The 14,408-nt window shown below is 72.9% G+C and carries 16 protein-coding genes; 9 read left to right on the top strand and 7 right to left on the bottom strand.

Features of this window, described 5'->3' with window-relative positions; translation table 11 throughout:
- Positions 1 to 6 precede the first annotated feature (6 nt).
- Complete coding sequence (locus tag QM720_RS08980) at positions 7 to 1,080, bottom strand: NADH:flavin oxidoreductase/NADH oxidase (RefSeq protein WP_415125770.1); 1,074 nt, start codon at positions 1,078 to 1,080, stop codon at positions 7 to 9.
- Between the two features lie 46 nt (positions 1,081 to 1,126).
- On the opposite strand from QM720_RS08980, the gene QM720_RS08985 reads away from it, so the two are divergent.
- The 4 genes from QM720_RS08985 to QM720_RS09000 all read left to right on the top strand — a co-directional run bounded on the left by QM720_RS08985 (position 1,127) and on the right by QM720_RS09000 (position 4,812).
- On the top strand, positions 1,127 to 1,972 hold the full coding sequence (locus tag QM720_RS08985) for an ADP-dependent NAD(P)H-hydrate dehydratase (RefSeq protein WP_415125771.1): 846 nt from the start codon (positions 1,127 to 1,129) through the stop codon (positions 1,970 to 1,972).
- A gap of 10 nt (positions 1,973 to 1,982) precedes the next feature.
- A complete protein-coding gene (locus tag QM720_RS08990; protein WP_415125772.1) occupies positions 1,983 to 3,212 on the top strand; it encodes a hypothetical protein in 1,230 nt (409 codons plus the stop codon).
- 15 nt (positions 3,213 to 3,227) lie between these two features.
- Positions 3,228 to 3,551: a thiamine-binding protein gene (locus tag QM720_RS08995; protein WP_415125773.1), complete on the top strand. Its 324-nt coding sequence runs from the start codon at positions 3,228 to 3,230 to the stop codon at positions 3,549 to 3,551.
- A 118-nt stretch (positions 3,552 to 3,669) separates the two neighbouring features.
- Positions 3,670 to 4,812 carry an MFS transporter gene (locus QM720_RS09000; RefSeq protein ID WP_415127868.1) on the top strand — a complete coding sequence of 381 codons (1,143 nt, stop codon included), beginning with the start codon at positions 3,670 to 3,672 and terminating at the stop codon, positions 4,810 to 4,812.
- Between the two features lies 1 nt (position 4,813).
- On the opposite strand, the gene metX is transcribed toward QM720_RS09000, so the two are convergent.
- Together metX and QM720_RS09010 are read right to left on the bottom strand one after the other, a co-directional pair.
- Positions 4,814 to 6,013, bottom strand: coding sequence for a homoserine O-acetyltransferase MetX (gene metX / locus QM720_RS09005; RefSeq protein WP_415125774.1), 1,200 nt, complete (start codon positions 6,011 to 6,013; stop codon positions 4,814 to 4,816).
- A 219-nt stretch (positions 6,014 to 6,232) separates the two neighbouring features.
- Positions 6,233 to 7,555, bottom strand: coding sequence for a bifunctional o-acetylhomoserine/o-acetylserine sulfhydrylase (locus QM720_RS09010; RefSeq protein ID WP_415125775.1), 1,323 nt, complete (start codon positions 7,553 to 7,555; stop codon positions 6,233 to 6,235).
- A 174-nt stretch (positions 7,556 to 7,729) separates the two neighbouring features.
- On the opposite strand from QM720_RS09010, the gene QM720_RS09015 reads away from it, so the two are divergent.
- The 5 genes from QM720_RS09015 (at position 7,730) to QM720_RS09035 (ending at position 11,251) form a co-directional block, all read left to right on the top strand.
- Positions 7,730 to 8,509, top strand: coding sequence for an SDR family oxidoreductase (locus QM720_RS09015; protein WP_415125776.1), 780 nt, complete (start codon positions 7,730 to 7,732; stop codon positions 8,507 to 8,509).
- Positions 8,510 to 8,621: 112 nt separating this feature from the next.
- Entirely contained in the window at positions 8,622 to 9,422 is an 801-nt protein-coding gene (locus QM720_RS09020; RefSeq protein ID WP_415125777.1) for a class I SAM-dependent methyltransferase, read from the top strand.
- A gap of 9 nt (positions 9,423 to 9,431) precedes the next feature.
- Positions 9,432 to 9,947 carry a phosphoribosyltransferase gene (locus tag QM720_RS09025; protein WP_415125778.1) on the top strand — a complete coding sequence of 172 codons (516 nt, stop codon included), beginning with the start codon at positions 9,432 to 9,434 and terminating at the stop codon, positions 9,945 to 9,947.
- A complete protein-coding gene (locus tag QM720_RS09030; protein WP_415125779.1) occupies positions 9,947 to 10,636 on the top strand; it encodes a uracil-DNA glycosylase in 690 nt (229 codons plus the stop codon). The genes QM720_RS09025 and QM720_RS09030 overlap by 1 nt, the downstream gene beginning before the upstream one ends.
- Positions 10,637 to 10,639: 3 nt before the next feature.
- Complete coding sequence (locus QM720_RS09035) at positions 10,640 to 11,251, top strand: GNAT family N-acetyltransferase (RefSeq protein WP_415125780.1); 612 nt, start codon at positions 10,640 to 10,642, stop codon at positions 11,249 to 11,251.
- Positions 11,252 to 11,272: 21 nt separating this feature from the next.
- On the opposite strand, the gene QM720_RS09040 is transcribed toward QM720_RS09035, so the two are convergent.
- The 4 genes from QM720_RS09040 to QM720_RS09055 form a co-directional block, all read right to left on the bottom strand.
- Entirely contained in the window at positions 11,273 to 11,614 is a 342-nt protein-coding gene (locus QM720_RS09040; protein WP_415125781.1) for a protealysin inhibitor emfourin, read from the bottom strand.
- Positions 11,595 to 12,659, bottom strand: a complete 1,065-nt coding sequence (locus tag QM720_RS09045) for a M4 family metallopeptidase (protein WP_415125782.1) — start codon at positions 12,657 to 12,659, stop codon at positions 11,595 to 11,597. The genes QM720_RS09040 and QM720_RS09045 overlap by 20 nt, the downstream gene beginning before the upstream one ends.
- Before the next feature lie 594 nt (positions 12,660 to 13,253).
- A complete protein-coding gene (locus QM720_RS09050; protein ID WP_415125783.1) occupies positions 13,254 to 13,409 on the bottom strand; it encodes a hypothetical protein in 156 nt (51 codons plus the stop codon).
- A gap of 174 nt (positions 13,410 to 13,583) precedes the next feature.
- Positions 13,584 to 14,387: an ABC transporter ATP-binding protein gene (locus QM720_RS09055; protein ID WP_415127870.1), complete on the bottom strand. Its 804-nt coding sequence runs from the start codon at positions 14,385 to 14,387 to the stop codon at positions 13,584 to 13,586.
- Positions 14,388 to 14,408 lie beyond the last annotated feature (21 nt).

Here is a 14,408-nt window from a genome sequence, read left to right on the forward strand (position 1 = left end):
CGCGGTTCAGGCCCGCGGGCGGGCGCGGACGTACTGCGGCGGCCAGGCAGCTGCGGCGGGCTCGCCGAGCTCGGTCGCGGCCCGCAGGGCGAAGTGCGGGTCGCGCAGCCACTCGCGGCCGGCGAGGATGACGTCGGCGGCGCCCGAGGCGAGGATCGCCTCGGCCTGCGGGCCCGACGTGATCTCGCCGACCGCGCTCACCGGTCGGCCGCTGCGCCGGCGCACCTCCGCGGCCAGCGCCACCTGGTAGCCCGGGCCGGTCGTGATGCGCTGGTGCGCGACGAGGCCGCCGCTGGAGATGTCGAAGAAGCCGGCCCCGCGCTCGGCCGCCCAGCCGGCGACCGTCGCGGTCTGGGCGGCATCCCAGCCGCCGTCGGCCCAGTCCGAGGCGGAGAACCGCACGAGCAGCGCCGCATCCGGTGCGGCGGCGTGCACCGCCTCGACGACGCGCAGCAGCAGGCGGGCACGATTCTCCAGCGACCCGCCGTACTCGTCGCCGCGCAGATTCGACAGCGGCGAGAGGAACTGGTGCAGGAGGTAGCCGTGCGCGGCGTGGATCTCCAGCACCTCGAAGCCCGCCGCGACGGCGCGCCCGGCCGCCGCGGCGAAGGCGTCGACGATCGCATCGATGCCGGCGCGATCCAGCGCGACGGGCGCCGCGAACCCCTCGAAGGCGATCGCGGAGGGCGCGAGGGTCGTCCAGCCGCCGGCATCCGCCGGGACCGACCCGTGGCCGCCGGAGAACGGCGACCACGTCGAGGCCTTGCGCCCCGCGTGCGCCAGCTGAACTCCGGGCAGCGCCCCGCGGGCGCGGATCGACGCGACGATGGGCGCCCACGCGGCCTGCTGGGCGTCGTTCCACAGGCCGGTGTCCTCGGGCGAGATGCGTCCCTCCGGCAGCACTGCGGTCGCCTCGGCGATGACGATGCCCGCACCGCCCGACGCGAACTGCGCGAGGTGCACGTGATGCCAGTCGTTCGGCACCCCCGCGACGGCGGAGTACTGGCACATCGGCGCGACCCACAGGCGGTTGCGGACGGTGCGTCCGGCGAGGTCGTAGGGGGTGAACAGCAGGCTCATCGGTCGCTTTCGGGTCGGTTCGGACGCTCGCCGGTACAGTGGCGCCATGGACGAGACGCGGGAGTGGACGGCCGCCGAGGCCGCCGCGCTCCTGCGTGTGCCAACCGCCGCCGACGACAAGTATTCCCGGGGCGTCGTCGGACTGCGCACCGGCTCGGCGCTCTACCCCGGCGCGGCGGTGCTCGGCGTGGAGGCGGCGTGGCGCACCGGCGCCGGGATGGTCCGCTACGTGGGGCCCGCCCGGGACCTCGTGCTGGCGCGCCGCCCCGAGACGGTGACGGTGCCCGGCCGCGTGCAGGCGTGGGTGATCGGTTCGGGCACGTCGTCGGCCGGCCGCACGGCGCAGGAGTCCGCCGCGCTGCGGTCGCTGCTGGCGGGGGAGGCGCCCGTCGTGGTGGATGCCGGCGCCCTCGACCTCGTCGCCCCGCCCGTGCCCGGCGCGCAGCGCGCCCCGCTCGTGTTGACACCGCACGACCGCGAGCACGCCGCCCTGCGGTCGCGGCTGGGGCTCGCCGCCGGGCCGGGCCGGGCGGCCGCGGCCCTCGACACGGCCGCGACCCTGGATGCCGTCGTGCTGCTCAAGGGCGCCGTGACGGTCGTGGCGTCTCCGGACGGCGGGGTGCGCACCGTCACGACCGGGGTGCCGTGGCTTGCGACGGCGGGCACCGGCGATGTGCTCGCCGGCATCCTCGGTGCGGTCCTGGCGGGGCTGGGGGCGCGACAGCCCGACGCCGGCCGGCTCGATCTCGCCGCGGCCACGGCCGCACTGCTGCACGGACGTGCCGCCGCGGCGGCGTCGGCGGCGCACTCCGGCGGCCCCGTCGTCGCGCTCGAGGTCGCCGAGGCCGTGGCCGCCGAGGTGGGCACGCTCCTGGCCCGACCCGCTCCGTAGGATGGGAAGGGTGTCGAGGCGGGCGGTGTTGTGGGTCGCGTTCGCCGTCGTGCACGTCGGGGTCGCGTGGCTCGGCTTTCTCATGCCGAACGAGCCGATGGGCGACGTGTATCGCGTCTACGATCCGTGGTCGCGGCAGGCGCTCGAGGGCTACGGGATCGTCGGGATCACCGAGCCGTGGGTGTATCCGCAGCTCGCGCTGATTCCGATGGTGATCGTGCAGGCGTTCTCGTGGATCGCCGGCTACACGCTGACCTGGGCGCTGCTCGTGACGGCGGCCGACGCGGTCGCCTTCGCCGTCCTCGTCGGTCGTGCCCGCTCTGCGGGCCGCGTCACGGCGGCGTGGTTCTGGCTGTCGTTCATCGCGCTGCTCGGGCCGGTCGGCGTGTACCGGCTCGACGGGTTCACCGTGCCGATCGCGATTCTCGGCTGCCTGTGGCTGGTCGGCCGGCCCTGGCTCGCCTCGACGCTGCTGGCGATCGCCACGTGGATGAAGGTGTGGCCGGCGGCGCTGCTGGCCGCCGGCGTCGTCGCGGTGCGTCGGCGCGGCGCCGTCGTGGGCGGCGCCCTCTTCGTGAGCGTGGCGACCCTCGGGGTCGTGGCCGCGCTGGGGGGAGCCGCCAACGCGTTCGGGTTCATCGGCGACCAGACCGCGCGCGGGCTGCAGGTCGAGGCGCCGGTCAGCATGTTCTTCCTGTGGGGCGCGCTGCTGCAGGTGCCGGGCTTCTGGGTGTTCTACGACGCCGACATGCTCACGTTCCAGGTGACGGGCAGCGACATCGACGCCGTCATCGCGGCGATGACCCCGCTGCTGGTGGTGGCGATGTCCGCCGTCGCGGGGCTGGGCGCGCTCGCCGCCGTGCGCGGCGTGCGGTACGTGACGCTGTTCCCGCCGCTGTCGCTCGCGCTCGTGCTCGGCTTCATCGTGTTCAACAAGGTCGGCTCGCCGCAGTACCTGTGCTGGCTCGTGCCGTCGGTGCTGCTCGGGCTCGTCATCGACCGGCACCGGTGGATCGCGCCGGCGACCGTGACGCTCGTCGCCGCGCTGCTGACGCAGCTGGTCTACCCGGTGCTGTACTACGGCATCCTCGTTCCGGCGCCGGCGGCCGTGACGATCCTCACGGTGCGCAACGTCGTGCTCGTCGCGATGTTCGTCTGGATGCTGGTGCGCCTGATCCGCATCGTCCGGATGCCGGTGACAGCCGGCATCCGTCCCCGCCACGAGCGCGTCGCGGCCTGAAACGGGAGGACACCCATGCTCATCGCCTTCTCCGTCGCCCCGTCCGGCACCGGCCGCACCGACGGCTCGGTGCACGATGCCGTCGCCGCGGCGGTCGCCGTCGTGCGCGCGTCGGGCCTGCCGCACCGCACGACCTCGATGTTCACCGAGGTCGAAGGCCCCGACTGGGACACCGTCATGGAGGTCGTCAAGCGCGCCACGGAGGCCGTCATGCCGTTCGGGTCGCGCGTGTCCCTCGTGCTGAAGGCCGATATCCGCCCCGGCCGCACGGGTGAGCTCGACGGCAAGCTCGAACGGCTCGAGCGCGCGATCGAATCGATTCGGCCGGACGACGATTGACGAGTAACGTAGCCGCGTGACCTCCACGCCGCCCCCGACGACCGACGCGCCATCGATCCCGCCCCGCACCGCGAGGCGGGCGCTGCTGTCGCTCGCGATCGGCTCGTTCGGCATCGGCATGACGGAGTTCGTCGTGATGGGACTGCTGCCGAACATCTCCGCCGATCTGCTGCCCGCGCTGTCGGCGCGCGACCCCGAGGCGGCGATCGCCCAGTGCGGGTGGCTGATCACGATGTACGCCCTCGGCGTCGTCGTCGGGGCGCCGACCATCGCGGGATCGGTCGCCAAGTATCCGCGGCACCGGGTCATGCTCGCCCTGGCGATCGCGCTCACCCTGTTCAACGCCCTCACCTTCGTGCTGCCGACCTTCGAGCTGGTGGCGGCATCCCGGTTCCTGGCGGGCCTGCCGCACGGGGCGTATTTCGGCATCGGCGCGCTCGTCGCCGCCGACGTCCTCGGTCCCGGCAACCGGGCCAAGGGCGTCGCGTTCGTGCTGACCGGGCTCACCGTCGCCAACGTCGTGGGGGTTCCCGTCGGCACCTTCCTGGGGCAGCAGCTGGGCTGGCGGGTCGCCTTCGTCATCGTCGCGGCGATCTTCGCGGCGACGGCGCTGTGCATCGCGCTGTTCGTCCCGGCGCACGCCGGCGACCCCGGCCGGACGCTGCGCGCAGAGCTCCGCGCGTTCCGCATCGGCCAGGTCTGGTTCGCCCTCGGCGTCGGCGCGATCGGCTTCGGCGGGTTCTTCGCGGCCTACAGCTACATCGCCCCCGTCGTCACCGAGGTCGCGGGCGCGCCCGAGGCGATCGTGCCGGTCATCCTGGTGCTGATGGGGCTCGGCATGACCGTCGGCAATCTCATCGGCGGGCACCTCGCCGACGTCGACCTGAAGCGCACGCTGATGGTGGGCTTCGTGGTCCTGATCGCGGTGCAGATGCTGCTCGCCCTCACGGCGCAGTGGATCGTCGCGGTCGGCGTCTTCGTCTTCGCGATCGGGCTGGTGGCCTCTGCGCTCAGCCCGACGATCCAGTCGCGCCTCATGAGCGTCGCCGGCGACAACCAGTCGATCGCCGCCGCGCTGAACCACTCCGCGCTCAACATCGGCAACGCGCTGGGCGCCTTCCTCGGCGGCCTCGTCATCGCCCGCGGGTTCGGGTTCGTCACCCCGATCTGGGTCGGCGTGCTGCTCGCGGCGGCGGGTCTGGCGCTGGCCGCCGTCAGTTACGCCGTCGAAGCGCGGCAGCCGGCATCCGTCGCGGTCTGACTCAGGCCTGCAGCAGTCGTCGCAGGTGGATGCCGACGGCGGCGGTCTCGATGAGGAAGCCGTCGTGGCCGAAGTCGCTGGCGAGCACCACGGCGTCGTCGATCGTCGAGCGGATGCCGCGGGCGATGCGATGCTGCCCCTCGACCGGGAACAGCCGGTCGCTGTCGATGCCGAGCACGAGGGTCTTCGCGGTGACGCGCGCGAGGGCGTCTTCGACGCCGCCGCGGTCGCGACCGACGTCGTGCGAGTTCATCGCCTCGACGAGGGTGATGTAGCTGTTGGCGTCGAAGCGGCGCGTGAACTTGTTGCCGTGGAAGTCGAGGTAGCTCTCCACGGCGAACCGGCCGTCGCGGCCGATCGGGCTCTTGTCCGACTGCCACGAGCGCTGGAACCGCTGGTTCAGCTCGGTGGGGCTGCGGTAGTTGAGCAGCGCCATCCGGCGGGCCAGGGCCAGCCCGCGGTGCGGCCCCTCGCCGGGGGCGGCGTCGTAGTATTCGCCGCCCGCGAAACGCGGATCGACGTGGATCGCCTCCAGCTGCACGCCGTTGAGCGCGATCTGGTCGGCGGTCGTCGTCGGCGGCGACGACAGCACCGCGAGGCGGTGCACGCGCTCCGGATGCCCGACGCCCCACTCCAGGGCGTGCATGCCGCCCATCGAGCCGCCGATGACGGCTGCCCAGGCATCGATGCCGAGGGCATCGGCCAGGCCCGCCTGGGCGGCGACCTGGTCGCGGATCGTCAGGTACGGGAAGCGCTCGGCCCACTCGCGCCCGTCGGGAGCGATCGACGACGGGCCGGTGGAGCCCTGGCATCCGCCGAGCATGTTCGGGGCGACGACGAACCAGCGGTCGGTGTCGATCGCCGCACCCGGCCCGACGACGTCGCCCCACCAGCCGTCCGTGGGGTGCCCCGGCCCGGCGTGTCCGCGCACGTGGCTGTCGCCGGTGAGGGCGTGCAGGATGAGCACGGCGTTATCGCGCGCGGGCGAGAGCTCGCCCCACGTCTCGTACGCCAGCCGGATGCCGGGCAGGCTCCGGCCGCCCTCGGTCGTGAACGCGCCCAGGGCGGCGAAGCGGCGGTCGCCGGCCGGGTCGCCGTCGCGCCAGGCGCCGGTGGCGGGCGGGCGCCCGCCGAGCAGGCGCGCATCGGCCTCCGTGATCGGTGCGCTCGGCACCGTGTCCTCGGAGATCTGCCAGTCCATCCGTCGATTATCGCGGCTGTCGCCGCCCGCCGCCGCCGTGTTACGCGGCGCGGTACTCCGCGGCGCTCTCTCACGGCATCCATCGCACGCCGCTCCGCCGCTCGCGCGGCAGAAAGCTGCACGCGCTATCGAATATTCGACAGCGCGTGCAGGTTTCGACAGCGCGAACGCACGGATGCCCCGACCCGGGGTGCGGGGCGGGGCATCCGTGCGCAGCGCTCAGGCGCGGGCGGCCTCCGAGAGGGCGCGCGCGGCGGCGAGTGCCTGCTCGAGGTCGGCCTTGAGGTCGTCGACGTTCTCGAGGCCCACCGACAGGCGCACGAGGCCCGGCGTGACGCCGCTCGTGAGCTGCTGCTCGGGCGTGAGCTGCGAGTGCGTCGTCGAGGCCGGGTGGATCACGAGCGAGCGCACGTCGCCGATGTTGGCCAGGTGGCTGAACAGCGTCAGGCTGTTGACGAACTCGCGGCCGGCGTCCACACCGCCCTTGAGCTCGAACGAGAGCACCGCGCCGACGCCCTTGGGGGCGTAGGTGTTGGCGGCGGCGTACCAGGGCGAGGTGGGCAGACCGGAGTAGTTGACCGACGCAACGTCGGGGTGGTTCTCCAGCCACTCCGCGACCTCCTGCGCGTTCTGCACGTGGCGCTCGATGCGCAGCGACAGGGTCTCGACGCCCTGGATGAGGTTCCACGCGCTCTGCGGCGCGATCGACGAGCCGAGGTCGCGCAGCAGCTGCACGCGCGCCTTGATGATGAAGGCCAAGCCGTCGCCGACCGCCGCCGTGTACGAGGCGCCGTGGTACGACGGGTCGGGCACGGTGAGCCCGGGGAACTTCTCCACGTTCTGCGACCAGGCGAACGTGCCGCCGTCGACGATGACGCCGCCGATCGTGGTGCCGTGGCCGCCGAGGAACTTCGTCACGGAGTGCACGACGATGTCGGCACCGTGCTCGAACGGACGGATGAGGTACGGCGTCGCGATCGTGTTGTCGACGATCAGCGGTACTCCCGCCTCGTGCGCGAGGTCGGCGACGGTGCGGATGTCGAGGATGTTGATCTTCGGGTTGCCGATCGTCTCGGCGAAGAACAGCTTCGTGTTCGGGCGCACGGCACGGCGCCACTCGTCGGGGTCGTCCTGGTTCTCGACGAACGTGACCTCGATGCCGAGCTTGGCGAGCGTGTACTTGAACAGGTTGTAGGTGCCGCCGTAGATCGAGCTCGACGAGACGATGTGGTCGCCGGCCTCCGCGATGTTGAGCACCGCGAACGTCGCCGCCGCCTGGCCGCTGGAGACCACGAGCGCACCCGTGCCGCCTTCCAGCGCCGCGAGGCGCTGCTCGAGCACGTCCTGCGTCGGGTTCTGGATGCGCGTGTAGATGTTGCCGAACTCGGCGAGGGCGAACAGGTTCGCGGCGTGGTCGGCGTTGTCGAAGACGTACGAGGTCGTCTGGTAGATCGGCGTCGCGCGTGCCTTGGTGACCGGGTCCGGAGCGGCGCCGGAATGGATCTGCTTGGTCTCGAAGCGCCAGTTCTCGGGAGCGGTCATGGCGGGTTCCCCATCGTCTTTCGTCGGTACTGGTCGGCGACGGATGCCGGCGACCACACCGATAGTACGGATTGCGCCCGCTGTCAACAACGAGCCGGACATGTGACGTAATGAACCCGCCCCGTCCCCTCCCCGCGCGCCGCCCGGCGCGGGGGAGACGGGTACCGTGGAACCATGACCAGACGTGCCGTGGTGACGGGAGCAAGCTCCGGGATCGGAGAGGCGACGGTGCGCGCGCTGCGTGCGACGGGCTGGGACGTCGTCGGCGTCGCGCGGCGCGCGCAGCGCCTCGCCGCCCTCGACGCGCAGGCGGGCTCGGCATCCTTCGCGGCAGACCTCACCGACGAGGCCGACGTCGCGGCGCTCGCCGCGCACGTCGCGGCGACCGGGCCGGTGCACGCGCTCGTGCACATCGCCGGCGGCGCCCGCGGCGCCGACCGCGTGGAAGACGGCACGCCCGCCGACTGGCGCTGGATGTTCGAGGTCAACGTCCTGTCGGCGCAGCTGGTGACGGCGGCGCTGCTGCCGCTGCTGCGGGCCTCGATCGAAGACGGCGGCCACGCCGACACGCTCTACCTCACCTCGACGGCGGCCCAGACCGCCTATCCGGGCGGCGCGGGGTACAACGCGGCCAAGGCCGGCGAGGCGATGCTCGCGCACGCCCTGCGGCTCGAGCTCAACGGCGAGCCGATCCGGGTGACCGAGGTCGCGCCGGGCATGGTCTACACGGAGGAGTTCACGCTCAACCGCCTCGGCGGCGACCGGGCCGGGGCGGACAAGGTCTACCAGGGCGTCGAGCAGCCGCTCACGGCATCCGACGTCGCCGACGTCATCGCCTACGCGCTGAACGCCCCGGGGCACGTCAACCTCGACCTCGTCACGATGCGCCCGGTCGCGCAGTCGGCGCAGCACCTGCTCGCCCGCGGACCCCTCGCGCCCCGCGCCGGCGCGTAGCGCGCGCTCGCACCTCGCACCTCGACGGCAGACCCCTGGCGCCGCCGCCCCGATCGGAGTATCACGGGAGCGGGACACGCCTCCTCATCGGAGACGACCCTGGAGGTGCGCGATGGATGACGAAGAGGCTCCGGGAGCGCGGGCGTTCCTGCACTCGGGCGACGCGTACGACCTGTACATGGGGCGCTATTCGAGGCAGCTCGCGTCGCCGTTCGCGGACACCGTCGAGCTGGTGGCCGGCGCGGACGTGGTCGATGTCGGATGCGGGCCGGGCGCCCTGACCGCCGAACTGGTGGCACGCGTCGGCGCCGGTCACGTGCGTGCCGTCGACCCGTCGCCGCCGTTCGCCGCCGACTGCGCGCGGCGCAATCCTGGCGTGGCGGTCGAGGTGGGCAGGGCCGAGGCGCTGCCCTATGACGATGCCTCTGCGGATGCCGTCTTCGCTCAGCTCGTGCTGCCGTTCACGAGTGACCCCGAGGCGGCCGTGGGGGAGTTCCTGCGGGTGCTGCGCCCGGGGGGTGTCGCGGCGGCGTGCATGTGGGATCTCCGCGGCGGCATGCAGATGCTGCGCGTGTTCTGGCAGGCGGCGACCGACGTCGATCCGCACGCGCCCGACGAGGGCGACCGGCTCCGGTTCGGCCGGAGGGGCGAGATCGCCGCATTGCTGCGGGATGCCGGGTGCGCGTCGGTGCGCGAGAGCGTCCTGCGGGTCAGCTCGCACTACGACTCGTTCGACGAGCTGTGGGCGGGGTATCTGGCCGGCATCGGGCCCGCCGGAACGTATTGTGTGAGCCTCGGCGACGCCGTCCGGGCGCGGCTGCGCGACGCGCTGTTCGCCCGGCTCGGCTCGCCGAGCGGCGGCTTCGCGCTCGAAGCCACGGCCTTCGCCGCGTCGGGGGTGCGTTCGGTCTAGGTTGTAACCGTGACGCATGACGACGCCCCCACCCACCGCGAGATCCTGACCTGGCAGGGGTTCGGCGACGCGACCCGCGAGCTGTCGCGGGCGATCGTCGCCGACGGCTTCGTGCCCGACGTCGTCGTGGCGATCGCGCGCGGCGGACTGCTGCCGGCCGGCGCGATCGCGTACGGCCTCGGGGTCAAGAGCTGCGGTGCTCTGAACGTCGAGTTCTACACCGGCATCGGCACCGTCCTCGACGCGCCGCAGTTGCTGCCGCCCGACCTCGACCTCGACCACCTCCCCGGCAAGCGCGTGCTGCTCGTCGACGACGTCGCCGACAGCGGCCGTACCCTCGCGCTCGCCGTCGGGATGCTCGCCGACGTCGGCGCCGACGTCCGCTCGGTGTGCGTCTACACGAAGCCCGGTGCCATCGCCCGCCCCGACTACTCCTGGCGCGAAACCGCCCTGTGGATCGACTTCCCCTGGTCGGCGCGAGGATCCGTCGTCGAGGAGGATGCCGGGGGCGAGGCGAGCGCCTGATGGCGATGACGCTGCCGCAACTGGCCGACGCCGGCCTCATCGACGCCGGCTGGGCCGCGGCGCTCGAGCCGGTTGGCCCCGACATCGCGGCGCTCGGTGAGCGGCTGCGGGCCGAGACGGCCGCGGGCCGGCGCTACCTGCCCGCGGGCGACACGGTGCTGCGGGCGTTCGCCCGCCCGCTCGACGAGGTCAGGGTGCTGATCGTCGGGCAGGATCCGTATCCCACGCCGGGCCACCCGATCGGCTTGTCGTTCGCCGTCGACGCGCACGTGCGGCCCCTCCCGCGGAGCCTCGCGAACATCTACCAGGAGCTCGAGGCCGACCTCGGCATCCCGCCTGCGGCGCACGGCGACCTCTCCGCCTGGAGCGACCAGGGCGTCATGCTGCTGAACAGGGTGCTGACGGTCGCGCCGGGCGCTCCGGCATCCCACCGCGGCTGGGGGTGGGAGCGGGTCACCGAGCACGCCATCCGCTCGCTCGTCGCGCGCGACAAGCCCCTCGTCGCGATTCTGTGGGGGAGGGATGCCGCGAACCTCAAGCCCCTCCTGGGTGCGACGCCGGCCATCGAGTCGGCGCATCCGTCGCCGCTGTCGGCGAGCCGCGGCTTCTTCGGTTCGAAGCCGTTCTCGCGGGCGAACGCCCTGCTCCGGCAGCAGGGTGCCGACCCCGTCGACTGGAGGGTGGGCTGATACATGCTCGAAGAGGAATACAACCGGGACCGGCGCCGGCTGCCGCGGCACCTGCGGCGCGAGCCGGCGCCCGAGCAGCCGTTCGCGTACGAGATCCGGGCCGCCCGGCGCAGCGACATCCCCGACATCCGCGAGATCTACAACTACTACGTCACCAACTCGGTCGTCACCTTCGACGAGAAGAAGTGGCCGCACCAGCAGTGGCTCGACAAGTTCGACCATCTGAGCAAGCTCAAGCTGCCGTTCCTCGTCGCCGTCTCGCCGTCGGGTCACGTGCTCGGCTACGCGCTCGTCTCGCCGTGGTCGGGGAAGTCGGCGTACCGGTACACGGTCGAGGACTCGATCTACCTCGGGCAGGCCGCCGCGGGCAAGGGCCTCGGCCGTGCGCTGCTGGAAGCGCTCGTCGAGGCGTGCCGCGAAGCCGGCATCCGCGAGATCATCGCCGTCATCAGCGACAAGGGCGCAGAGGCGTCGGTCGCCGTGCACGAGCGGCTGGGCTTCGTCGAGACCGGCCGCATGGGACGGGTGGGGTTCAAGTTCGGTCGTTGGCTCGGCGTCATCAACATGCAGCTGGGCCTCAAGCCGAAGCGCCGGGGGCTGCTCCGGCGCACGTGAGCGCCGCGCGGCCGCCCCGTTTCAGTCGGCCGCGTCGCGCACCGCGTCGATGAGGGTCCGCCACGGGCCCGCCACGTGCGGATCGTGCAGTTCGGCGTCGTGACGCACCGTGCCGGCGGTCGTGGCGCAGCGCGCGCGGATGCGCCAGACGAACAGGTCGGCGCCGGGTGACGGCTCGTGTGACGGCTCGGGCGCCGTCTCCTCCCAGGGGCAGTCGGCGATGAGCTCGACCCATTCCGCCGCGTCGGATGCCGGCGGCTCGGCATGCCATTCGCGCCGCAGACCGGCGAAGCCTCCGGTACGGGTCACGGTGACCTCGACCTCCGGCTCGACGAGCGGTGCATCATCCGTCTGCGGCGTCATCCTCCAGCACGCCGACCGCGGTCCACGCGGCGCGCACCGCGGCGGCTTCCTCCGACTTCTCACCGTACTCGCCTGTCGCGGTGTCGAGGGTCGCGCGCGCGAAGGCGGCGAAGTCCGCCGTGGACGAGAGCGAGCCGCCGGTGAGCGTGCGGTACCAGATCAGCCCGGCCCGCTCCCACGCGTGGCCGCCCAGCGCGGTCGCGACGAGGTAGAACGCGTGATTCGGGATGCCGGAGTTGATGTGCACGCCGCCGTTGTCGTCGTCGGTCGTGACGTAGTCGCGCAGGTGGGCGGGCTGCGGATCCTTGCCGAGCACGTCGTCGTCGTACGCCGTGCCGGGCGCCTTCATCGACCGCAGCGCCTCGCCCTCGACCGCTTCGGTGAAGATGCCGGCGCCGATGAGCCAGGTCGCCGCGTCGGCGGTCTGGCCGAGCGCATGCTGCTCGGTGAGCACCCCGAAGACGTCGGAGACCGATTCGTTGAGCGCGCCGGACTGGCCCTGGTAGACGAGGGCGGCCGAGTGCGAGGTCACCCCGTGCGCGAGCTCGTGCGCGATGACCGTCAGCGATGCCGTGAAGCCCGTGAACACCTCGCCGTCGCCGTCGCCGAACACCATGCGCTCGCCGTCCCAGAACGCGTTGTCGTACTTCTCGCCGTAGTGCACGGTGGCGGGGAGGGCGCCGCCGGCGCCGTCGATGGAGAGGCGCCGGAACGCGTCCCAGAGGAAGTCGAAGCTGGCGCCGAGGCCGTCGAAGGCCTCGTCGACGGCGGCGTCTCCCGTGGCCGGGTCGTCCTCGCCGCGCACCCGCACGCCCGGCAGCCGCTCGCGGTGCTGCGCGTCGGAGATCACCCGATCGGGCGCGGGGGAGCCCTGCAGCACGAGCGCATCCCCGTCGACCGACAGGTCGATGCGGGCGCGGGTGGGGCGACGATAGCTGCGGGGCAGCGCCAGCGTCGCGCGGGCCGCCTCGGCGGCGACGGCCAGGTGCGGCTGGTCCGCCTGGGCGAGCCGCGCGAGCAGGTATGGAGGGACGATCGCGTGCATGGCGGCCACACTACGCCGCCCCTCCGACGTTGTCCCTCATCGAGTTTCAGACGCATATGGCCCCGGATGCCGCCAGGTCTGTCCTGAGCTCGTTTGCCGATTTGTCACGATCCGGGCGCATTCCTGGAGATAGGCCCGGATGCCGCCAGGTTTGCGCGCCGGGGTGGTTCGGGTGCGGTTGCCCGGTGCCGACGTGTCACGTTCCGGCTTCATTGACGCGGATGGGCCCGGATGCTGCCAGGTCGACGCCGCGCTCGTTTGCGGATCTGTCACGATCCGGGCGTATTCCTGGAGATAGGCCCGGATGCCGCCAGGTTTGCGCGCCGCGCGGCGCGGGTGCGGCTGCCCGGTGCCGACGTGTCACGTTCCGGCTTCATGGACGCGGATGGCCGCCGACGGCGCGCACCCGCATCGAGTTTCGGACGCTCCAAGCGTCCGAAACTGCCCAGGGTCGAGTTTCGGGCGCTTCAGGCGTCCGAAACTCAGCGGTTCGGGTCCGAAGCTCAGGGCGCGCGGAGCCAGGGCGCGCGGAGCCAGGGCGCGCGGCGCGCGCGGCGCGCGCGGCGCGCGGCGCCGACGGGTCCAGGATGCCGGTCACTCGCGGGGCGGCGTGCTCGCCTCGAGGAGGAACAGCTCGTCGAGGGCATCGCGCACGGCGCGGTCGGCGCGCAGCGCGCGCCACCACGGCGTGGCCGGCGCGGGCTCTCGCTCCAGAGCGTCGCCGACCACTTCGGCGGCTGGCCCCGGCACATCTCCACCATCGAACGCGGCAAACGCCGCGACGACGACCGCACCAACCGCTACCGCCAAGGGTTCGCCACCACTTGACAACCTCTGGGAGCATCACGCGGAACCCGCGGAACCCGCGGAACCCGCGGAACCCGCGGAACCCGCGGAACCCGCGGAACCCGCGGGACACGCGGTTCAGCCGTGGGCCGGGTCGATCGTGGGGATGGATGCCAGCAGCCGCCGCGTGTACGCGACCTGCGGCTCGAGGAGCACCTTCTCGGTGGGTTCCTCCTCGACGATGCGACCGTCCTTCATGACGACCACCTCGTCGCAGAGGTTCTGCACGACGCCGATGTCGTGCGAGACCATCACGAGCGTCAGGCGCTGTGCCGTGCGCAGTTCGCGCAGCAGGTCGAGGATCTGCGCGCGCACCGTGACGTCGAGCGCCGACAGCGGCTCGTCGCCGACGAGCAGGCGCGGGCGGTGCACGATCGCCCGCGCCAGCGCGATGCGCTGCCGCTGCCCGCCGGAGAACTCGTGCGGGTAGCGGCCGGTCGTCTCCGGCTCGAGGCCGACGGCGGCGAGCACCTCGCGCACCCGTCCCCGCCGGTCGACGCCGAGCTCGGCGGTATCCAGGCCCAGCGCCCACAGCGGCTCGGCGACGATCCGGCCGACGCTCATGCGCGGGTCGAGCGAGGCGTACGGATCCTGGAACACGATGCCGGTCTCGCGGCGCAGCCAGTGCAGCGCACGCGCGCCGGCGCGCGCATCGACCCGGCGCCCGTCGAACTCGACGGTGCCGGCCGTGGGCGCGTCGAGTCCCAGCAGCAGGCGGATCAGGGTCGACTTGCCCGAGCCCGACTCGCCGATGACCCCGACCGCCGAGCCTTCGCGCACGTCGAGGTCGGCGTCGTCGAGCGCCGTCGTCCAGCGCTTCGGCCCGAACAGCCCGTTCCGCGGCTGCGCGAAGCGCCGGGTGAGCCCGCGGGCGCGCACCAGCCCCCCGCGGTCTCCGCTGCC

Origin of the sequence: Microbacterium sp. (assembly GCF_047602155.1) — a bacterium.
GTDB lineage: Bacteria > Actinomycetota > Actinomycetes > Actinomycetales > Microbacteriaceae > Microbacterium.